Raw genomic sequence first — 25,776 nt, 5'->3', positions numbered from 1 at the left:
CAGCATAGCCGTAAAGGCCTATATGGCAAAATCATAGCCCTTATAGGCTATAAAATAATGATATAGGCTTTAAGGGCTATAAGTAGGCATGGGGGAAGCGAACACGCAAGGGCTAGCGAGTGAGCTCGCCCATGGCGCGCTCCAGCCCCGCGAGGGTCATGGGGTACATGCGATCCTCGATCAGCTCGCGGATCAGTCGGGTAGAGTGCGTGAGCTCCCAGGCGCGCGGTGGGAGCGGGTTGAGCCAGACAAGGTGCGGGAAGGCCTCGACCAGGCGCCTGAGCCAGACGGCCCCCGGCTCGTCGTTCATGTGCTCGACGCTGCCGTAGGGGTGCGTCACTTCGTACGGCGACATGGCGGCATCGCCGACGATCACCACCTGGTAGTCGCGGCCGTAGGTGTGCAGCACGTCCATCGTCGGGATGCGCTCGCTGCCGCGCCGCCGGTTGTCGCGCCACAGCCCCTCGTAGGGGCAGTTGTGGAAGTAGAAGGCCTCGAGGTGCTTGAACTCCGAACGGGCCGCCGAGAAGAGCTCCTCGCAGGTGCGGACGTGGTCGTCCATGGAACCGCCCACGTCGAGCAGCAGCAGCACCTTCACCGCGTTGTGGCGCTCCGGGCGCATCTGCACGTTGAGCAGGCCCGCGTCCCTTGCGGTCTCGCGGATGGTGGCGTCGACGTCGAACTCTTCCGCCGCGCCCTGGCGGGCGAAGCGCCGGAGCCGGCGCAGGGCCATCTTGACGTTGCGCGTGCCGAGCTCCAGCGAGTCGTCGTAGTCGCGAAAGCGCCGCTCGTCCCACACCTTCACCGCGCGGCGGTGCCGCGAGCCGTCCTGGCCGATGCGGATGCCCTCGGGGTTGTAGCCGTAGGCGCCGAAGGGGCTGGTACCGCCGGTGCCGATCCACTTGCTGCCGCCAGCATGGCGCTCCTGCTGCTCCTCGAGGCGCTGCTTGAAGGTCTCGATGAGCTGCTCGAGGCCGCCGAGCGACGCTATCTGCGCCTTCTCCTCCTCGGAGAGCCGCTTCTCGAACTCGCGGCGCAGCCAGTCGTCGGGGATCAGCGCCTCGATGGCGGCATCGAGGCTCGAGAGCCCCTCGAACCAGGCGGCGAAGGCGCGATCGAAGCGGTCGAAGTGACGCTCGTCCTTGACCATCACGGTGCGCGCCACCCCGTAGAAGGCCTCCATGTCGGCGAACACCACCCCGCGCTCGACCACCGCGTGGAGGTCGAGCAGCTCGCGCAGCGAGACGGGCACGCCGTGGCGCTTCAGGGTCTCGAACAGGCCGATGAACACGGTCTAGCGGCCCTTCCGGCGCATCATGAAGGCCAGCCGCTCCAGCAGCTGGGTGTCCTGCTCGTTCTTGACCAGCGCGCCGGCGAGCGGCGGGAGCGCCTTCGCCGGGTCGCGCTGGTAGAGCGCCTCCTTGGCCAGCTCGTCGCTCATCAGCAGCGTCAGCCAGTCGACCAGCTCCGAGGTGGAGGGGCGCTTCTTCAGGCCCGGGGCCTCGCGCAGTTCGAAGAACACCTCCAGCGCCTCGCCGACCAGCCGCGGGGCGATCTCGGGGAAGTGCACGTCGACGATCGCCTGCATGGTCTCGCGGTCGGGAAACTCGATGTAGTGGAAGAAGCAGCGGCGCAGGAAGGCGTCGGGGAGCTCCTTCTCGTTGTTGGAGGTGATGACGATGATCGGGCGGTGGGTCGCGGTGATGGTCTCGCCGGTCTCGTAGACGTGGAACGCCATGCGATCCAGTTCCTGGAGCAGGTCGTTGGGGAATTCGATGTCCGCCTTGTCGATCTCGTCGATCAGCAGCACCACCCGCTCGCCCGCGGTGAAGGCCTCCCACAGCTTGCCTGGCTTGATGTAGTTGCCGACGTCCTCCACGCCCTCGACCCCCAGTTGGGAGTCGCGCAGCCGGCTGACCGCGTCGTACTCGTAGAGCCCCTGGGCCGCCTTGGTGGAGGACTTGATGTGCCAGGTGATCAGCCGGGTCTCCAGAGAGGCGGCCAGCTCCTCGGCGAGCAGGGTCTTGCCGGTGCCCGGTTCGCCCTTGATCAAGAGCGGCCGCTCCAGGGTCACGGCGGCGTTCACCGCCTGCTTGAGCGCCTCGGTGGCCACGTAGGTGGCCGTGGAATCAAACGCCATGGGTTGCGCCTCGAAGTCGTGGTCGTCGGGAATCAAACGAGTGTACGGTAGGGCGGGAGTATGAACAAATCGCCGGGAACCCGTCGTCAGGAACCCGCCGCCTGGAGGTGCGCCGCTGTCGGCTCACTCCGCGTAGATCATCCGGCGCGTCATGCCGCCGTCCACCACGACATTCTGCCCTGTGATGAAGCCGGCCTCGTCGGAGAGCAGGAAGGCGGCCATGGCGGCGACGTCCGCCGGGCGGCCGACGCGCCCCGTGGGGTGCTGGTCACGGTCGATGTCGCGATGCTCCACCGGCGCTTGATGCGCGCGTTGCTGCCAGTTGCCCACCTCGATCCAGCCGGGGCTGATGGCGTTGACGCGGATCTCGGGGCCGAGGCTCACGGCCAGGGCGTGCGTCAGCGCCACGACGCCCCCCTTGCTGGCGGCATAGGCCTCGCTGTCGGGCTCCGACTGCAGGGCCCGGGTGGAGGCGATGTTGACGATGGCGCCGCCGCTGCGCCTGAGGTGCGGTGCGCCATGCTTGGCGCACAGGAAGGCACCGGTCAGGTTGGTCGTCAGGTAGGCCTGCCAGGTGGAAAGGTCCAGGGACTCCAGCGGGCCGGCGAAGGGATCGGAGAGGCCGGCGTTGTGGATGAGGCCATCGAGGCGCCCGAAGCGCGCCAGGGTGCGGTCCAGGCTCTCGGCGACGGCGGCCTCATCGCCGACGTCGGCGACCATGGCCAGCAGCCGGTCGTCGTGGCCGAGGCGCTCGCGGCACTCGTCCACCGCCTGAGCGTCGCGGTCGATCAGGGCGACGCAATCGCCCCGGGCCAGCAGGTGCGACGCGATGCCGAGCCCGATGCCCTGAGCACCGCCGGTGAGAAAGATCACCCGGGGCGCGCTCATGGCGTCGACTCCTCGGTGCGGCGATAGGCCTCGACCAGCGTGGCCGGATCATGTTCGGCGTGCCCGCGGGCGGCATGGGCGCGCATCAGCTGCGCGGCCAGTCCGCTCATCGGCGTGGCACTGCCGGCGCGCTGGCTCTGGGCCACCGCCAGGTCCAGATCCTTGAGCAGGGTGCGCAGGTGCCAGGGCGGGGCGTCGAAGTCGCTCGCCGCCATGCGCGGCGTGAGGATCCGAAACGGCGTCGAGTCGGCGAAGCCGCCGGCCAGCGCCTCGGTGAGCCGGGTCGCCTCCACGCCGCTGGCCTCGGCCAGGGCCACCATCTCGGCGATCACCGCCGCCTGGCAGCCGACGATCATCTGGTTGCACACCTTGGTCACCTGGCCGCTGCCCACCGCACCCATGTGGGTGATGCGGGCGGAGAGGGGCGCCAGCACGGGGCGGAGCGCCTCGACGTCCTCGGCCGCGCCGCCGCACATGATGGCGAGGCTCCCCGCCTCGGCACCGGCCACGCCGCCGGAGACCGGGGCATCCACCCAGCGCATGCGGCATTCGCTGTCGAGCCAGTCGGCGAAGTCGCGCGTCGCCGCCGGGTCGCAGCTGGAGAGATCGACCAGGCGCTGGCCGGCGCGGCCGTGCTGGGCCACGCCCCCCTCGCCGAACACAACGTCCTCGACCACGGCGGTATTGGCCAGGCAGAGCAGCACCACGTCCACTTCGGCCATCAGTTCCTCGATGGAGCCCGCCACTCGGGCGCCGGCCGCGACCACGCCGGTGGTCTTGTCCGGCGAGCGGTTCCAGACACTGACGGAAAAGCCGGCGTCCAGCAGGCGGCGAGTCATGGGGTCGCCCATCAGGCCGATGCCGATGAAGCCGAGTCGTGGTTGGGTCATGCGGGGCTCTCCGTTAACGAGGGGCGGCGATGGCGTCGCATGTCGTTTTCACCATAAACCTGCATAGATTCCCAAATAGTTTGCATAATTTGCAGCATAAGCCTGCATAGCCTACCTTGCCTAGTAACCTTACCCACATGGTAGCAAGCTATGTATAGGCGCCGTCTCAAACATTCCCGCGTCAAGAATTTGTACAAGTTCGCTAGTCCTAAGATGAATAGGGTGCTAACTGTAGAGTCCTCGCTAGAATTCGATGCATGTTTTCATTTCGAGTATACATCCTCTATCAGCTCCTATGAGGCACAACCTGAAGGCTTCTACTATTCATTTGGCGACAAACAACTACCTTATACCCCAGATTTTTTTGTGTTCGATAAATCTCGTGGTTCTAGATTCATTGAAGTAAAGCCATATGCTGAGCTAGAAAATAAAGATTTCAAGGAAAAATTTATCTGTCGCCAAAAAAGTGCCATGGAAAATGGGATTCCACTATTGCTGGTAACAGATAAGCAAATCAGACTGAACCCAGTCTTGTGCAATCTTAAACTCCTCCACCGATATTCCGGGTTGAAGACGCTAACACCTCTCCACCTGATGTTGCTGGACATCGTTAGGAAGAGTGGGAGGGTCCGAGTACGGGATTTGGTGCATGAAACGGGTGAGCCAAGCAGTGCTGTACTTACATCTGTAATTTCATGGTTGGCAATTGGTGAGATGAGTAGTGATCTCTCAGCGGCTAAATTAGGGGTTGACTCGATCGTGTGGTGATGATGTGGACGATTATGATCATGATCTTGGACTAGATCTATTTGAAGATGAATTCATAGAACCTCGTGAGCCTGAAGCTAAATTAGCGACCGCCAAGCCATTCGATAATGATGCTTTTTTTCGTGAATCTGAATCTTGTGTGCCCGAATCCAATGATGGCGGTGGCAGGCCTCTTGATACGTATCCTGATAAACTTCGAAATGAAGCACTAAGGCGTTTATCTTATATTCAGTATTTTAAAAAAAGAATCAGTGGTGGTTGGACGGAGAAGAACCTTCAGCCATTACTAGACGATGCTGAAATTTTACAAACTCTAGATGGCCCAGTTCCAAGCTGGAGAACACTGGCTGGCTGGCATAGCGCATATAAGAATAATGGCTTTTCAGTGGAAGCTCTAATCCCAAGGCACCATAAGAAAGGAAATAGGAAGAACAAGATAGAAGATGATGGTCACTATTTTTGGCGGGCAATGAATGAAAAATATTTGCGTAAAGAAAGGCCGTCTATACGGTCTGCTTACGTGTATTATTGTGATCTCATTAATCTTGCAAATAGAGGTGTGATTTCAGGAAAGCTGAATCCGATGAGTCAGACAGCATTTTACCATAGGGTATCTAAGCTTCCGCCTTATGATGTCGATTTGGCGAGATATGGTAAGCGATACGCGGATCGAAAATATAAGCCTGTAGGTGCGCATGTTCAGCCTACCAGAGTGCTAGAAAGGGTTGAGATTGATCACACCGCTCTAGATCTTATGTTGTTGGATGATGAGTTGTTGGTCGTGCTGGGCAGGCCATATATAACGGCATTGATTGATTCATACAGTAAATGTCTAGTTGGTTTTTATATTGGTTATAAAGAGCCCAGCTATGACTCGATTCGAAAGGCCCTTCTTAACGCCATGCTGAACAAGGAGTATGTGAAAAAAAAGTATCCAGTAGTTAGCGGTGATTGGCCATGTGAAGGGAAGATTGAAACTTTGGTGGTGGATAATGGTGCCGAGTTTTGGAGTGAGAGTCTTGAATTGGCATGTCAATCGGTTGTAAGTGATATTCAATATAATCCCGTTGGGCGCCCATGGCTAAAGCCTTTGGTTGAAAGATTTTTTGGGCAGATTAACCAGAATTTCCTGATTTCAATGCCAGGTAAAACATTTTCCGGTATTGACCAGTTGGAAGATTATAAACCGGAAAAAGATGCTGTCATTCGATTTTCCACTTTTATGGAGCTTTTTCATAAGTGGGTTGTGGATGTGTATCACCAGGACTCCAATAGCCGTAAAGACAGCGTTCCAATTATCTCATGGGAACAGGGAGTTAAGGAATTCCCTCCTATAATTTATCGCGATGATGATGAGTTCCGAGTTAAGATGGAATTGGCCCCCACGATTGATCGTGTGTTGGGTAAAGATGGAGTGAGGTTTGCATGCTTGAGATACTCAAGCGATGAGCTTGATGCTGTCAGGAAGCTGACTCCTAATTCTGGTAAAAACCGTGGTGTTAAGGTTAAAGTAAAGATTGATCCTGATGACCTTTCTAAGTTGTATGTATATCTCCCCGGTGAAGATGGGTACGTTATAGCTAATGCTGTAGATCCTGATGATTACACTGTGGGGTTGTCGTTATTTCAGCATCAAACAAATCGGAGGTTTCAGCGAAGGTTCATCCATTCCCAAGTAGATAGGGTGGGGTTATCTGAATCTAGGTTGTATATAGAGGGGCGTATAAGAGATGAGGTCGAACTCCTTAAGAGCGGCCCGAAGAACAAGAAATCCGTTAGTGGAATGAAGAAGTTGGCCAGATATAAAAATATCGGTAGTGATGGGGCTTCTTCGGTATGTTCTGAGAATGAGAGTAACGTTAAAAAAATCCCAGAAGAAGATGTTAGTGAAAATAAGGGCGCGAGTAGTAATTCGATACTTGATGAGTGGGAGTCGAATGTGTCCGGTTGGGATCCATACTGATGTTTGAGCTTGAACCAAATGATAGGGAAAGACTGAAAAGTTTCATCGATTGCTTTGTGGAACACCCCGTTCTCACGACGGTTCTTCAAGATTTTGATCGGCTGAGAGCTTATCGTCAACTAGGCGGTGAGCCACAGTGCATGCTGCTTATCGGTGATACAGGGTCAGGTAAAACTCATCTGATCAATCATTACAAATCTAGGATTGATGTGCGCCAAGAAGGTGATGCTTTAATTCAGCCATTATTGGTAAGCCGTATCCCCAGTAAGCTTAACCTCGAACAGATGATGATTCAGATGCTCAGCGATCTTGGTCAATTTGGTAGTGAGTATCGCCGTGGGAGAAGTCGTGATATTGGTTTGACGGAATCATTGATCAAGGCGTTGAGGCGCTGTAAAACAGAGCTAATAATAATAAACGAGTTTCAAGAGATTCTCGAGTTCAAGTCGGCCCGTGATAGGCAGGTCATTGCCAATCGATTAAAGATGATCAACGAGGAGTCACAGATCCCTATCGTTTTGGTTGGGATGCCATGGGCTGCACAAATTGCTGAAGAGCCCCAATGGTCTTCCCGCCTAATATGTCGTAGAGTTATTCCATATTTCAAATTGTCAAATGGACCAGAAGAGTTTGTAAGATTTCTTAAGGGGTTGGCGGTTAGGATGCCTTTTGATACGCCACCAAGGCTGGAAGATAAAAACATAGCATTACCCCTTTTTTCTTATAGCCGGGGGGAGGTCCGACGTCTAAAAGCATTGCTTAATGAGGCTGTTACTATTGCAATGGTCGAAGGTGCTGATTCACTTGATTTGGCGCACCTTGTGAAGGCGCACCAAGTCATGTTTCCCGATAAGGATAACCCTTTCAAAAAAAATCCAGAAAGCCTTCTGTTTAGTGAAATTTCAAGATATTCAGATTACAACCCTCTTGCTATATCCGAAGAAGAAGCCTTTGTGCCGACTCAGTTTATTGACTCTTTGAGCCTAAGTGAAATATTGAATAGATCCTAATTAAAATCGTAACTTCCGAAAAGTCATTCGACGCTGCTGGTAGCTTCTAGGTGTCTGGTATCGGGTTATTGACTAGACGTTGTTATTTAAAGCTTGGTGGGTACACATAACATGACCCAAAGCCCCGACCTGCGTCGGAGCTTAATCTGCCTGATCTGGTTTTCAGAACGTCATGAATGAATTGGCCTCCCCGTCGCGGAATTGGTAGACGTTCCAGTCCTCCTGCTTTGGGCCCGGCATCCCGGGGGTCCCGATAGGCATGCCGGCCAGGCCGATGCCACCGGTGTCAGGACGTTCCTCGAATAGTTTCTCCACGGCCACGAAGGGAACATGGCCCTCGATCACGTATTCACCCATCTCGATGGTGTGGCAGGCGCCGAGCCCGTAGGGCAGGCCGACGCGCTCCTTGACCTTGCCCAGCTCCACGTCATCGACGATGGTCACGCTGACACCGCGCTCCTCGAGCTGGCGGGCGTACTCATCGCAGCAGCCGCACTGGGGATTCTTGTAAAGGGTGGCCTCGGTCGGCGATGCGGCCTGGGCAGTGGCGGCGCCCAACAGCAGCGCGGTGGAGAAAAAGAGGGTGGGGGCGAAGCGGTTCATGAGCGGTCCTCCTGGGAGCGGCGGGACGTGAAGAAATATTTGGCCAGGGCGGCAATACCGAGGCCCAGCAGCAGCATGAAGGCCAGCGGCATCAGCCAGCCGAGCCAGCCCATGAAGGCGAAGCATTCCTTGCTGAACATGGCAAGACTCCTGACGAATGTGCAGGTAAATCCGGTGGCAGGCGGATGGCCAGCGTCACCGAGGCGATCGATGCACGGTCAGGGTCTGGGAGGTTCGCGCGGAGGTGGGGCAATGAATTCGACCGTGGCTGGTCCTGGTCCGTCGGTGTCGGCCAGGGTATCGGGTGTGGCAGGCATGACGAGGGGCGTCGCCGCCAGGGCTGCACAGCCAGCGCATTCGGCGTCGGCGTGATCGAACATCTCGACCTCAGCCGTGCTGCAATCAGTGGCGCAGCTGTCCATGGCCGCCTGGGCGGTCAGGCCGGACACCGACAGCAGCACCACGAGCAGCAATGCCAGCAGGCGTCCTCCTCGTGTGCGGTGCAGCGGTCTGGCCTGGCCGGTCATGGTGATTCCCTCGTCATCCTTACGTCATTCTGTGCCAGTCATTCGGTTGACCACCTTGACCCAGCGCAATATGGAGCGAGATGGCTGAGCGATGCCCGCCAGGCGGCAGGCATCGGGTATCACTGCGGGTTGTTGCCGGAGGAAGGGTCCTGCTTCAGCTGCTCGCGCTGCTCATCGTTCAGCAGGTCCTGCATCCGATTACGCATGCGCACCTTGTCCGCCATCATCTCGCCCTGGAGGGTGGCCATCTGACCATGGAGTGCCTGGACCTCCTCCGGATCCGGACGCTCTGCCTGCATCAGCAGCATCATGTCGTCACGCAGGTTCATCATCTCGCCCATGCGTTCGAAGTGGGCGGAACGGTACTCCTTGCGCATCCCGCGCAGGGAACTCAGCTGCTCCTCGTCGAGCATTGCGGCCATGCCGCCCATGCCGCCCATGCCGCCCATGTTCGCCATCATCGAGCAGGGCATCATTCCGCCCTGGCCGCCCATCATCATGCCGGGCCCCATGCCGCCCTGGCCGCCCATCATGCCCGGGCCCATGCCGCCCTGGCCGCCCATCATGCCGGGGCCCATGCCGCCCTGGCCGCCCATCATCATGCCGGGGCCCATGCCGGCCTGGCCGCCCATCATCATGCCGGGGCCCATGCCGCCCTGGCCGTCCATCATGCCGCCTTGTTGCATCCCCTGGCCCTGTTGCATGCCTTGCGCGGAGGCGGCACCGCTGGCGACGATACCCATGCTGGCGGCCAGAGCGATGGCGAGAAGCTGCTTGTGCTTGATCATGGTCTGTACTCTCAACTTGCCGATGGTAGAGAATTCGCCTTACCCATCTTGGGCAGGCAATCATGGCTTCAGTTATGAGCTTACAACCTATAGGTGGGCCCAATGTCAAGGTGTGATGTGGATTGACACTATTTTTTTCATTGTTCAGCTTGTCTTCAGGTTTGTGCGTTACAAGTGAACTCCCCTGACTCAACTCAAAGAGGGCATATCATGCGCAAGACCCTACTGACGCTGGCACTCGGCCTCGCTACGACAGCTGCTTTTGCAGCTGGTGAGCATGGCGGTTCGCATTCTTCAATGAGCAATGCTGACGTCGATCGCACCATCCGCGTCGAGGCGGGTGACATGTGGTTCGACTCTGAGAAGTTCAACATTTCTTCCGGCGAAACAATCAAGTTCGAAATTGTTAATACTGGTAACGTGGAGCACGAATTCGTCATCGGCGATGCCGAGGCTCAGGAAGAACATCGCAAGATGATGCAGGAGATGGGGGGTAGCCATGGCGGTGGTGGTGGCCATGGTGGTCACGGAGGCCATGACATGGCCGAAGGCGAGCATGGCGGCAGCATGCCGTCCGTGACCATCGCGCCGGGTGACACCGCAGAGCTTGTATGGACTGCCCCCCAGAATGTGGACGAGCTGGAGTACGCCTGCAACATTCCGGGCCATTATGAGGCAGGCATGTCCGGGAATATCGATTTACAGGGGTAAGCTTTTCACATGAAACTGTTGCTTCTTGAAGATGACGACCTTCTCGCAGAGAGTCTGGCCGAAAGTCTGAAAGACAACGGTTACCGGGTCGACCTGGCCACTTCGCTGAAAGTGGCCAGGTCACTTATGGCAACCGAGCACTATGAACTGGTAATCCTCGATCTCGGTCTTCCAGACGGCTCTGGGCTGGATTTGCTCAAGAAGTGGCGTAAGGATGGATACGACCTTCCTGTTCTGATTCTGACTGCTCGAGACACATGGGAAGATAAGGTCGTAGGACTTGAAGAAGGTGCTGATGATTACTTGACAAAGCCCTTTCATGAGCCTGAACTCATCGCCAGGATTAGAGCGCTACTTCGCAGGAAATCTGGCAGTACGTCGCATGAGATTTCTCTCAATGGTATTACGTTGGATGAGGCAAGCCGATGTGTCAGCGTCAATGGTAGGGCTTGGCAGTCCCTGACTGGAACTGAGTTCGCCCTCATGCGTTATTTTATGCATCATCCCGATCGAGTGCTTTCTAAAGAACGCCTTCTCCAGCAACTTTACGCACTAGATCAAGATGCGGCGACGCCTAATATTATTGAAGTGTACATTGCCAGATTGCGACGTCACGTAGGAAAGTCGATGATACAAACTCGGCGCGGACAGGGGTATATCTTTGTTACGCATTGACGGACGGAGCCTGCGAGTCCGCTTGCTGTGTTGGCTCTCTGGCATTGCCATCATCGTGACCGGAGCCACATGGCTGTTGCATGGTATCTTGCTTCAAGACTTGGCGCGCGATTTTCTCGGAGAGCGACTAAAACGAGAAGCCGATCATGCGATTAAACAAGTCAAGCAGGATCATATATCTACCCCCGTCGTGCTGGATTCCGCGAGTCGCGGTTTTCAAGCCTTTCACCACTTGTACGTTCTACGCTTAGGAAGCGATATCTCCTCTTCAGACCCACGTTGGGTGAAGGCACTGGACTTTTTGTTGGATGATACCAGTGATGATCTCGTGGAAGTCAGGGATGGGGAGCAACATATATTGGTATATCGGCGATCTTTCTCTTTGGAGGAAGAGCGTGGGGTGTTGCTGGTTGGTGAAGATTTTTCTCAAGTAGAAGCAGGGCTGCATGAGCTTCACTGGTGGGTAGCGGGTATTGCGGCAGTTTTGTTGTTGCTTCTCGTGATGCTGAATATTCTGGCGGTCAATCGTGGATTGATACCTCTCTCACGACTCCGTGATCAGCTTGGAGAACTACGGTCAGGAGATCGAGAGCGTCTATCCTTGGATGTTCCCTCTGAGCTAGATAGCTTGGTCATTCAACTCAATCGATTCATGGATGAAATCGATAGTCGCTTGCAACGTTCCCGCGACTCGGTGGCCAATCTCTCCCACGCCCTAAAGACGCCGTTAGCCGCCGTGACACAGGTGTTGAGAGGGGCGCGGCCTATTGATGAGACTCGTCGCCAGAAACTGGTGCAGCGTCTCGAGGAGATTCACGCTCAACTTGATGCAGAGCTTAGGCGGTCAAGGATTGCGGGCCCGAACGCGGGGCGTATGTCTGATCTCCATCGTGATTGCACAAGGTTGATCGAGATGTTTCGAGGTCTTTACCCAAACATTGATTTCACCATGAGATTGCCGGAGGAAATCGAGAAACGAGTACCCATTGAGTCTCAAGATTTTTCCGAGATGCTAGGGATAGTGCTTGACAATGCTGGCAAGTGGGCCAGTGGCAAAGTGGATTGTCGTATTGTGCTCGATGATTGCCTCAGGATTACCGTTGATGATGACGGTCCTGGCGTTGCAGCAGATGACCTGTCTCGCCTTGGTCAACGTGGCCGGCGGCTGGATGAAAGTCATCCCGGGTATGGTCTTGGCCTTTCCATTCTGGGGCAACTCATGACGCGCTATGCCGGGAAAGTGAGATTTCAACTTAGCGCACTGGGGGGCTTGTGCGTGAGGATGGAGGTGCCCATCAAGGAATCTACCGATTAATTGCGGATTTTCAGGCCCCTTTCAGGTTCGTGCTTCAGACTGGCTCGCGTCAAACATGGACGGGAGTCACACATGGCAAACTCGCGCGTCATCACGCATCCGATGTCACGTCGTCAGATCCTCAAAGGCGGCGTTGCGCTTGGCCTTGGGTCGGCAGCGGCCCTGAGCCTACGTCCCAGTTGGGCCAACCCTTGGGGCCAGACCAATGTTTATTCCAAGGGAGTCGAGGAGGGGCCTGAGGTGTCATTGGCCATCCGCCGCGAATCGATCCTGATCGATGGCAAGGAGGCACGGCCTATCAGCATCAACGGCACCAGCCCTGGGCCGATGATTCGTCTCAAGGAGGGTCAGGACGCCGTACTCAAGGTCACCAACCTGCTCGACGAGCCCACGTCCATCCACTGGCATGGCCTGATCCTGCCGCCCGGGATGGATGGCGTGCCGGGGGTGAGCTTTCCTGGCATCGCGCCGGGTGAGACCTTCACCTACCGTTTCCCCGTTCGCCAGAACGGTACCTACTGGTATCACAGCCACTCTGGTCTGCAGGAGCAGCTCGGCCATGCTGGCCCACTGGTCATCGATGCCGCCGAGCGTGAGCCCTTCCGCTACGACCGTGAACATGTGCTGCTGCTCACCGACTGGACCTTCGAGGACCCCATGGCGGTCTTCCGTAATCTGAAGACTGCCGAGGGTTACTATAACTTCCAGGAGCGCACCATCGCCGACTTCTTCGCTGATATGCGTGAGAAGGGCTTTGCGGCGACCGCCGAGATGCGTGGCATGTGGGCGAAGATGCGCATGAGCTCGCGCGACATCGCCGATGTCACCGGCAGCACCTATACCTACCTGCTCAATGGTCACTCGCCTGAGGAGAACTGGACGGCGCTTTTCAAGGCCGGTGAGCGGGTTCGCCTACGGGTGATCAACGGCTCGGCCATGTCCTACTTCGACGTGCGTATTCCCGGGTTGAAGATGACCGTGGTGGCCGCCGACGGCCAGCCGGTGCAGCCGGTTCCCGTCGATGAGTTCCGCATAGGGGTGGCCGAGACTTACGATGTTCTGGTCGCCCCCGAGGACGACATGGCCTATACGATCTTCGCCGAACCCATGGACCGAAGCGGCTATGCGCGCGCCACCCTGGCACCGCGAGAGGGCATGGTCGCCGAGATCCCCGAGCGTCGCAAGATTGCCGACCGTGGTATGGAGGCCATGGGTGCCCACGGCATGGGCAGCATGGAGGGCATGGACCACTCCGGCATGGGCGGCTCAGACATGCAGGGCATGGATCATTCCGGCATGAACGGCTCGGACATGCAGGGCATGGACCACGCCAACATGCAGGGCATGTCAGGTGAAGAGAACAGGATGAACGCCAATGGGATGCTGGCGGCAGGGGCGGCTCAGCCTGGCTCTCGCTACGATCAGGCCGGTATCGGTATCGATCCCGGCGAGCGTCGCATGCTGGTCTACCGGGATCTCAAGGCCTTTACTCCCTGGCCGGACCGCCGTGAGCCTGAGCGTGAGCTGGAACTGCACCTCACCGGCAATATGGAACGCTACATGTGGTCCTTCGACGGCAAGAAGTTCAGTGAAGTGACGGGCCCCATTCACTTCAATAAGGATGAGCGCCTGCGCCTGATCCTGATCAACGACACCATGATGGAGCATCCCATCCATCTCCATGGCATGTGGATGGAGCTGGAGAACGGCCAGGGCGAGTTGATCCCGCGCAAGCACACCCTGAACGTCAAGCCGGGTGAGCGCGTCTCGGCGCTGATCACCGCTGACGCCGAGGGCAGCTGGGCCTTCCACTGCCATCTGCTCTACCACATGGATGCCGGCATGTTCCGGGTCGTCAAGGTTTCGTAAGGAGAAGGCATGACTAACAGAATCCCACTGACCGCCGCCGGTGTCCTGCTGGCCACAGCGACGTTTTCCGTTGCCCAGGCAGAGGATGGCTACGATGCTCCGGCCGTCTGGCCATCACCGGTTGTGGAACACAACAAGGGCATGGCACTCTTCGACCGGCTTGAGTACGCCGTACCTGACAAGGGGGAAGAGGCCCTAGTCTGGGACTTTCAGGCCTGGTACGGCGGTGATGTCAACCGGGTCTATCTCAAGTCTGAGGGCGAGAACGTCCAGGGTGACGGCGAGGATGCCGAGTTCGAATCGCTGGAGATTCTCTATAGCTGGTTGATCGCCGACTTCTGGGAACTCCAGGGCGGCATCGGCTATCAGGGAGGTGTGTTCTCGGACGACCATGCCGAGCGCGGTTATGGAGTCATCGGCCTGCAGGGCGTGATGCCCTACGGGATCGAGACCGACGTGGCAATTCAGGTCACCGACGAGGGTGACGTCTCGGCGAGTTTCGAGGGTGAGTACGACCTGCGTCTAACCCAGCGCCTCTATCTGCAACCACGTACCGAAATTTCCGTTGCTGCCAGCGAGGTCGAGGAGTTCGGGGTCGGCGAGGGACTCAACTCCGTGCGTGTCGGTATGCGCCTGGGCTATCAGGTAACCCGGCGGTTCGCGCCCTACGTGGGTGGCTACTGGGAGAAGCAGTACGGAGATACCGCTGATCTCTCGCGTGCCGGAGGTGATGCCACGGAAGATACCGGTGTCGTGGCCGGGGTCAGGTTGATGTTCTGACGTCGATTGTGTTTTTCGATGCTTACGCCACCGAAAGGTGGCGTTTTTTCATGATTTTGGACGGGGGTTTTCAGTTTCATTTCAAGTTGCCCCCCTATCATGAAAGCGCCATCAAAAAAGGAGGACTTCCTCATGAAGCTCAAGATCATGACTTTCGGGATCGCAGTGGCCAGTGCACTATCAATGCCCGTTCTGGCCGATATGGGAGCCAGTGCCCAGGAAATGCCGGTTCTGGAAAGAGGGACATCCGATACACAGATAATGGGCCCTCAGCCCGATCGCTACCAGATCAATATCGATCAGCCCACTACGTTGAGAGTGAGTAGCATGCACTTCTCGGGGGTATCGAGCCAGGGAGTTACTATCAAGGCAACATTGTATGACGATGATGGTAATCGTTTAGCGGAAGCATCCAGCCCGCGAGGCCACTTCCAAATCAGTCGACAGTTAGAACCTGGCAATTACCAGCTAGAGGTCTCAGGAACTCCAGCGGGTTCGGGGCACGAGAATGCTAGTAACCGGTATGAGCTCCACGTGACATACTGAAAGTCAGTCAGGATAAAGCACAATTTTTATCAGCAAGGCCAGCTTAAAGCTGGCCTTTCTTTTTCTCAATTTTTCAATGAGAGTTCGTGTGTAAGTTTTTCGGAACGATGTGCTTTTTCTTTTTAGGAAGAAAAAATGACTTGGGTCACATTCTGCAGCATGACTGTTAAGGATGGGTTCAGGTAAGAGACGTATTATGACCTTGTCACCAAACAGGAAGGGAGAGTTAACATGAAGATAAAAATCGCACTTGCCACCGCCATCATTAGCATCGTTGCTACGCCCGCATTTGCCAATTTTGGCCACACTGAATCCCAGGACAGGCAGCTAACGGAGGGGGTTACATCTGGTGAGATTTTGACCAACGGCTTCCCGCACGAATATGCACTCTCGTTAAGCGAAAGTTCAGTGGTCAAAATTGCCAGTGATCACTTTCCAGGATCATCAAGTATTACGCTTCGGATGAAGGCAAAGTTGATGAATGATTCAGGGAAAATTATTGCGGAGGTAGATTCATTAAACGGAGACTTTACGATTGATGAGAAGCTCGATCAAGGCGAATATCGCCTGATGGTTTCAGGGGATAGTGGCGGACTTGGTGACAGTGATATGCATCAGTACAGCCTGCATGTGGATATTCAGTGATTCAGAGTTGGCCAGCTAGTGCTGGCCAACGCTCATATTCCTTGGAGAGCCGCTGTGATCAAGGCTGCATTGTTACTCACCGGTGTCTTGGGTGTCGCCTGGATGCCAGCTATTGCTGTTGCCGGAAGTGAAACGGACAGTTTACAAAGGGCAATACAGATAGCCATTGATCAGGATCCCTGGTTAACCGGAAGTATGTCCACTGAAGCCGCCCTTGAGAACGAGGCCATTGCGTCGGCCCAGCTCCCAGACCCTCAGGTTTCGTTGAAGGCGGGTAATCTTCCGGTCGATACCTTTGACTTGAATCAAGAGGGTATGACCCAGTTCAGCGTTGGAATCAGTCAGAAGTTTCCCAGGGGGGATAGCCTGGCGCTTGCCAAGCAACAGAAGCAGCAGCTTGCGGCCCAGCAGCCGATGTTGCGTCAGGATAGGGAGGCGAGAATTGAGGCGACGGTCAGTCAGCTTTGGCTGGAAGCCACTCGAGCTCAGCTGAGTATCAGTCGAATAGAGCGTGATCGTAGCTTGTTCGAGCAGCTAGCCGATGTGGCCGAGGTGAGTTATGCGTCCGCCTTTGGAATGACCCGCCAAGATGATGTGATACGTGCGCAGTTGGAGTTGACTCGCCTTGAGGACCGCTTGACCGATCTCAGGCAGCAACAAGAGGCAGTCGAAAGACAGCTATCTGAATGGCTGGGGGGCGAGGCGATGATGTCGGTAGCGGAGGAATTCCCCGTGCTCGAGTTGGAAGAGCCTAAGCTTTTCACTGCTGTTGAGCGTCCCGAGCGTCAGGCGTGGTACGAGCGTGTGAGGCATCACCCTGCGGTCCTGGCAGTCGATCAGACGATTGATGCCATGGAAACTGGAGTCGATGCCGCGAGGCAGCAGTACAAACCAGAATGGGGCGTATCGGCTCAATATGGCTACCGCGGGGACGATCCCATGGGCGGACGTCGTTCGGACTTGTTTTCTGTTGGAGTTACATTCGACTTGCCTATCTTTACGGAGAATCGTCAGGACAAGCGAGTGGCGGCGGCTGCCTCTCGCCATGAGTCAGAGCAATATGAAAGGGAAAGTTTGGTACGTTCATTGATTGCCAGGATTGAAACAAATTGGTCTAAGTTGTCGCGGCTTGATGAGAGGCTTGCATTGTATGGAAATCGCTTGTTGCCAGAGTTGAGCGAACAGGCCGAAGCCTCTCTGAACGCCTATAACAATGACGACGGTGATTTCGCAGAGGCAGTCCGGGCACGAATTGATGAAACTAATGCGAGTGTGGAGCTGATTGGACTTAAAGCTCAAAGACTCAAGGTAATTTCAGATATCAACTACCTGCTGTCACAAAGCGCGTCCGCACGCTAACTCACGACTTCTCAAGTCTGGAATGAGACATCACGATGAAACCCATGGGTAGGTTCTTTTTTGTCATATCGTTAGGCGTCCTGTTGGGGATGTCCGGCAGTATGGTTTTGGGAGGGAAGGAATTCATCCTGGATTCAGTAGCAACTGCTATTGGAAACGATAGTAGTGAGGCTGGGATGGAAGAGAGTAGTGGAGAACGCCCCCCCCTTTATTGGGTGGCGCCGATGGATCCCAACTATAAGCGAGACAATCCTGGAAAATCCCCAATGGGGATGGATCTGGTGCCGGTTTATGATGATAAAGACGAAGGGGACACACCCGGGACAGTGAGGATCACTCCTGATGTCGTCAATAACTTGGGTGTAAAAACAGACTCTGTCGAAAAGGATACGTTTAATTCCACGGTAAGGACAGTTGGCTATGTTCAATATGATGAAGACAAGTTGGTACATATCCATCCCCGCGTCGAGGGGTGGATAGAAAAATTATTTTCCAAGTCTGAAGGAGATCGCGTTACCCAGGGTCAACCGCTTTACTCGATCTATTCGCCGACGCTCGTGAATGCTCAGGAAGAGCTGTTGCTCGCACTAAACCGTGGCAACCAACGTCTGATTTCTGCCGCCATGGAGAGACTGCGAGCGTTACAGGTGCCCACTGAGGCTATCCAGAGACTCAAGGACACGCGTCAAGTCAGCCAGACGATAGTCTTGCGTGCGCCCCAGAGTGGCGTTTTGGACAACTTGCAAGTGCGTGAAGGAATGTTCGTGAGTCCGGGAATGAGCATGATGAGTATAGGCGTTCTCGATCAAGTGTGGGCTGTCGGAGAAGTGTTTGAGCGCCAGGCAGCTTTGATTTCTGAGGGTGATGAGGTTCGCATGACCCTTGACTATCTGCCTGAAAGGCAGTGGACAGGGGTGGTGGACTATATATACCCGAGTATTGATAGTGAAACCCGTACGGCTCGCGTAAGAATGCGATTCTCCAACGACGACCTGGCACTAAAGCCTGGTATGTTTTCTCAGCTGGCCATTATGGCCGATACGACGTCAGAGGCATTGCAAATACCCCGTGAGGCCTTGGTTCGCACCGGAAGTCAGTCGCGTGTCGTTCTTGCATTGGGGGGTGGGAAATTTAAGTCCATTGAAGTCGACGTCGGACGCGTGGGTTGGGAAACCGTCGAGATAGTATCCGGCCTAGAGGAGGGCGATCGCATTGTTACGTCGGCTCAGTTCCTTCTGGATTCCGAGTCAAGCCGAACATCAGACTTTCAGCGAATGGAGCATAGTGGCAATGCTGAAGAGATTGATGGGAATTCCCCTGTTGAGACCGTATGGGTGCCGGCACGCATCGAAGATGTCATGCCAGACCATGGCATGGTGACCCTTTCCCATGCTCCTATTGCGGCTTGGGAATGGCCGGCCATGAGCATGAATTTCCTGATTGGTGATACGGTTAGTCCCGAACAGCTGAAAGTCGGCATGGACATCCATGCCGAGCTCGAACGGATTACGGAAGAAAAATACGCTCTTCGAGGCGTACACGTTGACGACGTGGTAACGAAAACATCCATCGATGTGGTCATGGATCACGGAGAAGCTGGCAACGCGGGTAACGGCCATCAAGAAGGGATGAGCCATCAAGGCCATGCAGCAGGGGAGAGCAAGTAATGATACCTGCGCTGATCCGCTGGTCTATCAGCAACCGTTTTCTCGTGCTTCTTGCTGCCGTGATTCTGGCAGGGGCGGGAATCTATTCAGTCAAGAATACTCCTGTGGACGCTCTTCCGGACTTGTCCGATGTGCAGGTGATCATCAAGACCAACTATCCGGGCCAGGCTCCACAGGTCGTCGAAGATCAGGTCACCTACCCGCTCACTACGGCCATGCTGTCGGTTCCCGGGGCGGCAACGGTACGCGGATACTCCTTTTTCGGCGACTCTTACGTCTATGTGATTTTTGATGAGGATACCGATCCCTACTGGGCCCGCTCTCGTGTGCTGGAGTACCTTTCTCAGGTAGCGCCCACGCTACCGGATAGTGCGCGCCCACAGCTTGGCCCGGATGCCACTGGGGTGGGGTGGGTCTATCTCTACGCCCTCATCGACAGGACTGGCCAACATGACCTCAGCGAGCTGCGCAGCCTGCAAGACTGGTTCCTGAAATATGAGCTTCAGACCGTGTCGGGCGTCTCTGAAGTCGCGGCGCTTGGCGGCATGGTCAAGCAATACCAGGTCGTGGTGGATCCTGAGAAACTGCGTGCCTTCGACATTCCCCTGGCTCACATCCAGACCGCTATACAGCGGGCCAACCAGGAAGTGGGCGCCTCGGTCGTTGAGATGGCCGAAGCCGAGTACATGGTGCGCGCTACTGGTTATATTCAGAGCCGTGAGGATCTTGCCAGTATCCCTCTGGGTGTGGATGACAATGGAACGCCTCTGCTGCTCAAGGATGTCGCCGACATCGGGATGGGGCCCCAGATGCGTCGTGGCATTGCCGAGCTGAACGGGGAAGGTGAGACCGTCGGCGGCATCGTCGTTATGCGCACAGGAGAGAATGCCCAGAAGACGATCGATGGCGTCAAGGCCAAACTTGAGCAGCTCCAGTCCAGCCTGCCGGAGGGGGTGGAGGTCGTGACGGTTTATGACCGTTCAGGCTTGATCGAGAAGGCGGTAGACAACCTGCTGCGTGGCCTACTCGAAGAGCTGGCCATCGTGGCTTTGGTGTGCGTGCTCTTCCTGTTCCACCTGCGTTCTGCTCTGGTGGCGATGATCAGCCTGCCGATGGGCATACTCACTGCCTTCATCATCATGAACTGGCAGGGTATCAACGCCAACATCATGTCCCTTGCGGGTATCGCCATAGCGATCGGTGCCATGATCGATGGCGCCGTCGTGTTGATCGAGAATTTGCACAAACACATGGAGCGTACACCGCTGACGCGTGAGAACCGGTGGAAGGTGGTGGCCGACTCGGCGGTGGAAGTGGGACCGGCCCTCTTCTTCAGCTTGCTGATTATCACGGTCAGCTTCGTGCCTGTGTTTACCCTCGAGGCCCAAGAAGGGCGGATGTTCTCACCGCTCGCCTTCACCAAGACCTATGCCATGGCCGCCAGTGCCGGGCTGGCGGTCACTTTGGTTCCGGTGCTGATGGGCTACTTCATCCGCGGCCGCGTACTGCCTGAGCACAAGAATCCGGTCAATCGGCTGCTGGTCGGGGCCTATATGCCGGTACTCAAGGCAGTATTGAGATTCCCGAAGACGACCATCGCCCTGGTGCTGGCGATAACCCTGGTGGGCTTCTGGCCGGTCAGCAAGATTGGCAGCGAGTTTATACCACCCCTGGATGAAGGCGACTTGATGTACATGCCCACCACCTACCCAGGGCTGTCGATCGGCAAGGCACGCGAGCTCCTTCAGCAGACCGATAAACTGATTGCCAGCGTACCCGAGGTGGACACCGTGTTTGGCAAGATCGGACGGGCCGACACGGCTACCGACCCAGCACCGCTGACCATGATCGAGACCTTCATTCAGCTCAAGCCGCGGGAAGAGTGGCGAGAGGGAATGACCACCGACAAGCTCAAGAAACAACTCGACAGCCTGGTCCGGATACCGGGGGTATCCAATGCCTGGGTGATGCCCATCTCGACGCGTATTGACATGCTGGCTACCGGGATCAAGACGCCGGTGGGCATCAAGGTGGGCGGAGAAGATCTCAAGCAGATTCAGTCCATCGGACTGCAACTGGAGACGATCCTTGCCGATGTTCCTGGTACCGCTTCGGTCTACTCCGAGCGGGTGGCCGGAGGACGCTATATCAAGGTCGATATCAACCGCGCTCGGGCGGCACGCTATGGACTTAATATTGCCGACGTGCAACAGGTGGTGGCGACCGCCATCGGCGGTCGGAACATCACGCAGACCATCGAGGGACTGGAGCGCTACCCGGTCAACCTGCGCTATCCGCAGGATTACCGGGATTCTCCCGAGCGACTGGCCGAGCTACCGATCGTCACTGCCAATGGGCAGCGCATCGCTTTAGCCGACGTGGCGGACATCTACGTGGAAGACGGGCCACCGGCGATCAAGAGCGAGAATGCGCGCCCCAATGGCTGGACTTTCGTGGATATTGAAGGCGTGGATGTCGGCACCTATGTGCAGCGCGCCATGGACGTTGTGGCCGAGGAGCTCGAGCTGCCCGCTGGGTATTCGGTGACGTGGTCCGGGCAGTATGAATACATGTTGCGCGCCAAAGAGAAGCTGAGCTATGTGGTGCCTTTCACGTTGGCCATCATCGTGATCCTGCTCTACATGAGCTTCAAGCGCTTCAGTGAGGTAGCCATCATCATGGGTACGCTACCGCTGGCCATGGTCGGGGCCATCTGGCTGATGTATCTGCTGGGCTATAACTTCTCCGTGGCCGTGGGCGTGGGGTTTATCGCTCTGGCCGGGGTGGCAGTCGAGATCGGGGTGATCATGCTCGTTTATCTCAACCAGGCGTATCAGCAGATGATCGAGCGCTGCCAACACAAGGGAGTACAACCCCGTCGGGAGACTCTACGCCACGCCGTGCTGCACGGTGCTGCGCTGAGGGTGAGACCGGTAATGATGACGTCGGTCTCGACGATTGCCGGTCTTCTGCCGCTGATGTATAGCTCCGGCACGGGTTCCGAGGTCGTCAGTCGCATTGCTGCGCCCATGGTGGGCGGTATGTTGAGTGCGGTGATATTGACGCTTTTGGTATTGCCTTGTGTCTACTACCTGTGGAAATGCCGTCGTGTGAGCCATTCCTAGCTAACAGGATCGGCGAGGCTGGGTGGCACATTATAAACGTTCTAATGCAGTATCTTGAGGGCACCCAGCCTAACACGAGCGGTCATTTGCATTATTGATGTAAAGATTGCCAGTGACGGAGCCTCGCGCCAGGTTGATTTGCGCTTTGTGAGCCCAGATTCAGCTTGCGTTCAGGCCTTGGGGCTATGCTGGGTCATAAGGGATCACGATTGACTATGCGCTAACCCGCTGGCGCAACGTCGAACGGTTCGTAGAAGCTTGAACGTCGCGAGGAAATCGCCATGATTGCGTACCCACAAATCGATCCAGTGGCATTCTCCCTCGGACCGGTACGGCTTCATTGGTATGGCCTGATGTACGTGGTGGGGCTGACGGCTGCATGGTGGCTTGGGCGGCGGCGAGCGCACCGCCTCGGCCTGACCCACGATGATATCGGTGACCTGATCTTCTATGGAGCTCTGGGCGTCATCATCGGCGGCCGCCTGGGCTTTGTGCTGTTCTATGGTCTCGATCAGCTGCTGACCAACCCCTTGTGGCTGTTCAAGGTCTGGGAAGGGGGCATGAGTTTCCATGGGGGGCTTGCCGGCGTTCTGATAGCCGCGTGGCTGTTTGCTCGACGTCACCGCCTGGCCTACCTTCAGCTGACCGATTTCATCGCGCCGCTGGTGCCTATCGGACTAGGTGCAGGGCGCCTCGGTAACTTCATCAATCACGAGTTGCCGGGGAGGGCCAGTGAAGTGCCCTGGGCGATGGTCTTCCCGCCCATGTTGGGTCTGGGCCCTGAGCCGCGCCACCCATCAGCACTCTACGAGTTTGCCCTGGAGGGTGTGGTGCTGTTTGCCGTGCTGTGGTGGCTGTCTCGTAAACCGCAATCGCAAGGTCTTATCTCGGGGCTATTTCTGCTCCTATACGGCACCTTCCGCTTCATCGTGGAGTTTGCTCGCTTGCCCGATCCTCAGTTGGGCTTCATCGCCTTTGGCTGGCTCACCATGGGGCAGCTGTTGACGGTACCAATGTTGGCAGCCGGTGCGTTCCTGGTCATCACTGCGCGTCGTAGCCAGCAAACCTTGGTTGCTACATCGGATCGTTGAGAAAGGCAAGTGCCTTGGGGAAGCATGGCGATAGTAATGGAAGAACGTTAACGATATTGCAGTACTAGGAGAATTCTCATGACACACAAAGAACATCGGTTGGGAGTTTCTGAGGTTAATCTAGTGACTCGTCACTTAAAACTTGATTCCAATGACTTAGACGCGGTGCGAGCGGCTGTTGCAGATATTGATGAACTCTACGGGCTAGATAGTGTTTCGTACGATGACAAGAAACGAAAGCTTAACCTGGCCTATGATGCCTCACGTCTCTGCCTCGACTGCGTTGAGGATATCCTCGAAAAGTATGCGATCGAAATCTGTCGTGATTGGTGGAACCGCTTCAAGGAGGAGCATTATCGGTTTGTCGATCAGAATGTGAAGGACAATGCCAAGCAGGAGCCTTGGAGCTGCCATTGAATGGTAGTCTTAACCACGCACGGGCTAGCCTTAGGTTGAACGCTGTATGAAGATAGGCACTCCGCTCGGCCTCGGAACTTCATGTCGCGTTTTTTGCCTTTCTGCTGAACCTGCCTTGGGAGTTTCTACAGGCTCCGTTGTATGTGGGCATGCCTGCGATGCCACACTGGGAAGCCGTGCAGGCTTGTACCCAGGCGACTCTAGGTGATGTGGTGATCGCGTTGATGGCGTATTGTTCGGTGGCTGCATGGCGTCGACGTCGTGACAGGCTTGGGTCTATGGGGCCAAGGAGTGCTTGGGCTTCGTGCTGGTGGGTGTCGGGATCACGGTGGCGATGGAGTGGTACGCGACGCTAGTCAGTCAACGCTGGGAGTATGCACCGCTAATGCCCCGCGTGCCCTGGTTGGGCACGGGCCTCTCGCCGTTACTCCAATGGTTGATCTTGCCGCCGCTGATGCTATGGATGTCGCGCCGTCATCTGCTAGGAGCTGAAGGTGTATCCAAAAAGAGGATTTAACTGTTGGGTGGCACATAGGTTCTACACTCTGAACTATTCTGTCAAGGCACGCTCTACTCTTCGTCATCGGGCGCATGTCGGATTGTCAAGAGGGCTTTCAGTAGGATCCTGTTTCATGACCCCAAGGAGAGAGATGATGAAGTCAATGGATAGAACCCCACAGTACCAGGAGAATAGCCTCTCCCTGATCGGTGCGATCGCCTTGGGTACTGGGGTCATGATCGGTGCGGGCATCTTTGCCTTGACAGGACAGATGGCCGAGATGACGGGGGCGCTTTTCCCTCTGGCTTTCTTATCAGCGGCACTAATCGTCTCCTTCAGTGCCTACTCCTATGTGAAGATGTCCAATGCCTATCCGTCAGCTGGTGGTATTGGCATGTACCTCCAAAAAGCCTATGGACCGACACTGACCACCGCTTTCCATGCGCTCTTGATGTATTTTTCCATGGTGATAGCGCAAAGCTTCTTAGCGAGAACCTTCGGGTCCTACACGCTAGAGCTTTTCGATGTGAGGGATAGGTCACTGCTTGTCCCCTTATTGGGCGTTGTCCTGCTGATTTCTGCATTCTTGATCAACCTCTCAGCCAACAAGTTGATCCAGGGCGTTGCATCAGTAATCGGGTTCATAAAAATTGGCGGGATTCTATTGTTTGGCGTCGTCGGTGTCATATTCGCCGACTCCGTCGGTATGGAAACCTCGGCATCGGCTCCTGAGGGATCTCTTACAGGCTTTCTGGGAGCGACCGCGTTGGGAATCCTGGCCTTCAAGGGGTTCACGACGATAACCAACAGCGGCTCAGAGATTAAAGATCCCCATCGCAATGTCGGCAGGGCGATCATGATATCGATCGGTTTTTGCGTCGTGATCTATGCGTTGGTGGGGTTTGCCGTTGCGAGTAACTTGTCCCTGACGGAAATCATTGAAACGAAAGACTATTCACTTGCGGCGGCTGCGCGGCCGGCTTTTGGAGAGGCCGCCGTTTGGTTCACCGTCATCCTCGCCATGCTGGCCACCGCGGGTGGCATCATTGCCAGTATATTTGCGGTCTCACGCATGTTGGCAATGCTGACGGAAATGAAACTGGTGCCGCATCGTCACTTTCATATGCCAGGCAGTATCCAGAAGCATACCCTGGTTTATACGGTCGTGCTTGGTTTGGTTCTGACGGCTTTCTTTGAACTTAGCCGTATCGCCGCACTTGGTATCATTTTTTACTTGATCATGGATATTGCTGTTCATTGGGGGGTGTTGCGTCATCTTCGCAAGGAGGTCGGTGCCAACCCAATCGTGCTGGTTATTGCGATACTGCTGGATGCCGTCGTGCTGGCAGGCTTCCTTTGGGTGAAAGCGACGACAGATCCCCTGGTGCTAATCGTCGCAACGGTTGTCATGGCGGCCATCCTGGTTGGCGAACGTCTCTTTCTGTCTCGTAAAGAATCATCAAATCACAGCGACAACATGCATTCCCACTGATGTCAGAG

24 protein-coding genes are annotated in these 25,776 nt (G+C 56.2%); 16 read left to right on the top strand and 8 right to left on the bottom strand.

Annotation, left to right across the window (positions count from 1 at the left end):
- Nucleotides 1-112: 112 nt before the first annotated feature.
- The 4 genes from ACGTNG_RS12305 to ACGTNG_RS12290 form a co-directional block, all read right to left on the bottom strand.
- Complete coding sequence (locus ACGTNG_RS12305; protein WP_394577339.1) at nucleotides 113-1,291, bottom strand: vWA domain-containing protein; 1,179 nt, start codon at nucleotides 1,289-1,291, stop codon at nucleotides 113-115.
- A gap of 3 nt (nucleotides 1,292-1,294) precedes the next feature.
- On the bottom strand, nucleotides 1,295-2,140 hold the full coding sequence (locus tag ACGTNG_RS12300; RefSeq protein WP_394577338.1) for an AAA family ATPase: 846 nt from the start codon (nucleotides 2,138-2,140) through the stop codon (nucleotides 1,295-1,297).
- 123 nt (nucleotides 2,141-2,263) lie between these two features.
- Nucleotides 2,264-3,028: a glucose 1-dehydrogenase gene (locus tag ACGTNG_RS12295; protein ID WP_394577337.1), complete on the bottom strand. Its 765-nt coding sequence runs from the start codon at nucleotides 3,026-3,028 to the stop codon at nucleotides 2,264-2,266.
- The gene (locus tag ACGTNG_RS12290; RefSeq protein ID WP_394577336.1) at nucleotides 3,025-3,918 is read right to left on the bottom strand and encodes an NAD(P)-dependent oxidoreductase; all 894 of its coding nucleotides are present in this window, start codon (nucleotides 3,916-3,918) and stop codon (nucleotides 3,025-3,027) included. The genes ACGTNG_RS12295 and ACGTNG_RS12290 overlap by 4 nt, the downstream gene beginning before the upstream one ends.
- Before the next feature lie 222 nt (nucleotides 3,919-4,140).
- Here ACGTNG_RS12290 and ACGTNG_RS12285 point away from each other — a divergent pair, with 222 nt between their 5' ends.
- The 3 genes from ACGTNG_RS12285 to ACGTNG_RS12275 are packed head-to-tail and all read left to right on the top strand — an operon-like array spanning nucleotide 4,141 to nucleotide 7,659.
- Nucleotides 4,141-4,686 carry a TnsA endonuclease N-terminal domain-containing protein gene (locus ACGTNG_RS12285; RefSeq protein WP_394577335.1) on the top strand — a complete coding sequence of 182 codons (546 nt, stop codon included), beginning with the start codon at nucleotides 4,141-4,143 and terminating at the stop codon, nucleotides 4,684-4,686.
- 4 nt (nucleotides 4,687-4,690) lie between these two features.
- Nucleotides 4,691-6,649 (top strand): TnsB C-terminal domain-containing protein, encoded by a 1,959-nt coding sequence (locus ACGTNG_RS12280; RefSeq protein WP_394577334.1) that lies wholly within the window; start codon nucleotides 4,691-4,693, stop codon nucleotides 6,647-6,649.
- On the top strand, nucleotides 6,649-7,659 hold the full coding sequence (locus ACGTNG_RS12275; protein ID WP_394577333.1) for a TniB family NTP-binding protein: 1,011 nt from the start codon (nucleotides 6,649-6,651) through the stop codon (nucleotides 7,657-7,659). The genes ACGTNG_RS12280 and ACGTNG_RS12275 overlap by 1 nt, the downstream gene beginning before the upstream one ends.
- Nucleotides 7,660-7,821: 162 nt before the next feature.
- Here ACGTNG_RS12275 and ACGTNG_RS12270 read toward each other — a convergent pair whose 3' ends face one another.
- From ACGTNG_RS12270 to ACGTNG_RS12255, 4 genes are all read right to left on the bottom strand, one after another.
- Nucleotides 7,822-8,262 carry a DUF411 domain-containing protein gene (locus ACGTNG_RS12270; RefSeq protein WP_394577332.1) on the bottom strand — a complete coding sequence of 147 codons (441 nt, stop codon included), beginning with the start codon at nucleotides 8,260-8,262 and terminating at the stop codon, nucleotides 7,822-7,824.
- Complete coding sequence (locus tag ACGTNG_RS12265) at nucleotides 8,259-8,402, bottom strand: hypothetical protein (RefSeq protein ID WP_394577331.1); 144 nt, start codon at nucleotides 8,400-8,402, stop codon at nucleotides 8,259-8,261. Before ACGTNG_RS12265 ends, ACGTNG_RS12270 begins: the two co-directional genes overlap by 4 nt.
- 78 nt (nucleotides 8,403-8,480) lie before the next feature.
- The gene (locus ACGTNG_RS12260) at nucleotides 8,481-8,789 is read right to left on the bottom strand and encodes a hypothetical protein (RefSeq protein WP_394577330.1); all 309 of its coding nucleotides are present in this window, start codon (nucleotides 8,787-8,789) and stop codon (nucleotides 8,481-8,483) included.
- Nucleotides 8,790-8,908: 119 nt separating this feature from the next.
- A complete protein-coding gene (locus ACGTNG_RS12255) occupies nucleotides 8,909-9,577 on the bottom strand; it encodes a Spy/CpxP family protein refolding chaperone (protein ID WP_394577329.1) in 669 nt (222 codons plus the stop codon).
- A 210-nt stretch (nucleotides 9,578-9,787) separates the two neighbouring features.
- Here ACGTNG_RS12255 and ACGTNG_RS12250 point away from each other — a divergent pair, with 210 nt between their 5' ends.
- The 13 genes from ACGTNG_RS12250 (at nucleotide 9,788) to ACGTNG_RS12190 (ending at nucleotide 25,768) form a co-directional block, all read left to right on the top strand.
- Nucleotides 9,788-10,288 (top strand): cupredoxin domain-containing protein, encoded by a 501-nt coding sequence (locus ACGTNG_RS12250; RefSeq protein WP_394577328.1) that lies wholly within the window; start codon nucleotides 9,788-9,790, stop codon nucleotides 10,286-10,288.
- A gap of 9 nt (nucleotides 10,289-10,297) precedes the next feature.
- Nucleotides 10,298-10,963 (top strand): response regulator transcription factor, encoded by a 666-nt coding sequence (locus ACGTNG_RS12245; protein ID WP_394577327.1) that lies wholly within the window; start codon nucleotides 10,298-10,300, stop codon nucleotides 10,961-10,963.
- Nucleotides 10,950-12,278: an ATP-binding protein gene (locus tag ACGTNG_RS12240; RefSeq protein WP_394577326.1), complete on the top strand. Its 1,329-nt coding sequence runs from the start codon at nucleotides 10,950-10,952 to the stop codon at nucleotides 12,276-12,278. Before ACGTNG_RS12245 ends, ACGTNG_RS12240 begins: the two co-directional genes overlap by 14 nt.
- 72 nt (nucleotides 12,279-12,350) lie before the next feature.
- Complete coding sequence (locus ACGTNG_RS12235) at nucleotides 12,351-14,147, top strand: copper resistance system multicopper oxidase (RefSeq protein ID WP_394577325.1); 1,797 nt, start codon at nucleotides 12,351-12,353, stop codon at nucleotides 14,145-14,147.
- A 9-nt stretch (nucleotides 14,148-14,156) separates the two neighbouring features.
- Nucleotides 14,157-14,927 (top strand): copper resistance protein B, encoded by a 771-nt coding sequence (locus ACGTNG_RS12230; protein ID WP_394577324.1) that lies wholly within the window; start codon nucleotides 14,157-14,159, stop codon nucleotides 14,925-14,927.
- 132 nt (nucleotides 14,928-15,059) lie between these two features.
- Nucleotides 15,060-15,473 (top strand): hypothetical protein, encoded by a 414-nt coding sequence (locus ACGTNG_RS12225; RefSeq protein WP_394577323.1) that lies wholly within the window; start codon nucleotides 15,060-15,062, stop codon nucleotides 15,471-15,473.
- A gap of 231 nt (nucleotides 15,474-15,704) precedes the next feature.
- Entirely contained in the window at nucleotides 15,705-16,118 is a 414-nt protein-coding gene (locus ACGTNG_RS12220; RefSeq protein ID WP_394577322.1) for a hypothetical protein, read from the top strand.
- A 54-nt stretch (nucleotides 16,119-16,172) separates the two neighbouring features.
- Nucleotides 16,173-17,477, top strand: a complete 1,305-nt coding sequence (locus ACGTNG_RS12215) for a TolC family protein (RefSeq protein WP_394577321.1) — start codon at nucleotides 16,173-16,175, stop codon at nucleotides 17,475-17,477.
- Nucleotides 17,478-17,512: 35 nt separating this feature from the next.
- On the top strand, nucleotides 17,513-19,144 hold the full coding sequence (locus tag ACGTNG_RS12210; RefSeq protein ID WP_394577320.1) for an efflux RND transporter periplasmic adaptor subunit: 1,632 nt from the start codon (nucleotides 17,513-17,515) through the stop codon (nucleotides 19,142-19,144).
- Nucleotides 19,144-22,269 (top strand): efflux RND transporter permease subunit, encoded by a 3,126-nt coding sequence (locus tag ACGTNG_RS12205; protein ID WP_394577319.1) that lies wholly within the window; start codon nucleotides 19,144-19,146, stop codon nucleotides 22,267-22,269. The genes ACGTNG_RS12210 and ACGTNG_RS12205 overlap by 1 nt, the downstream gene beginning before the upstream one ends.
- 281 nt (nucleotides 22,270-22,550) lie before the next feature.
- Nucleotides 22,551-23,360: a prolipoprotein diacylglyceryl transferase gene (gene lgt / locus ACGTNG_RS12200; RefSeq protein WP_152484045.1), complete on the top strand. Its 810-nt coding sequence runs from the start codon at nucleotides 22,551-22,553 to the stop codon at nucleotides 23,358-23,360.
- A 78-nt stretch (nucleotides 23,361-23,438) separates the two neighbouring features.
- Nucleotides 23,439-23,777 (top strand): cation transporter, encoded by a 339-nt coding sequence (locus ACGTNG_RS12195; protein WP_152484044.1) that lies wholly within the window; start codon nucleotides 23,439-23,441, stop codon nucleotides 23,775-23,777.
- Between the two features lie 650 nt (nucleotides 23,778-24,427).
- On the top strand, nucleotides 24,428-25,768 hold the full coding sequence (locus ACGTNG_RS12190; protein ID WP_394577318.1) for an APC family permease: 1,341 nt from the start codon (nucleotides 24,428-24,430) through the stop codon (nucleotides 25,766-25,768).
- Nucleotides 25,769-25,776: the final 8 nt, after the last annotated feature.

The organism is Halomonas sp. B23F22_3, assembly GCF_043496965.1.
Classification (GTDB): Bacteria; Pseudomonadota; Gammaproteobacteria; order Pseudomonadales; family Halomonadaceae; genus Halomonas.
Note: the sequence above shows the minus strand (reverse complement) of the source record. Positions and strands in the feature narration are given on the sequence as shown.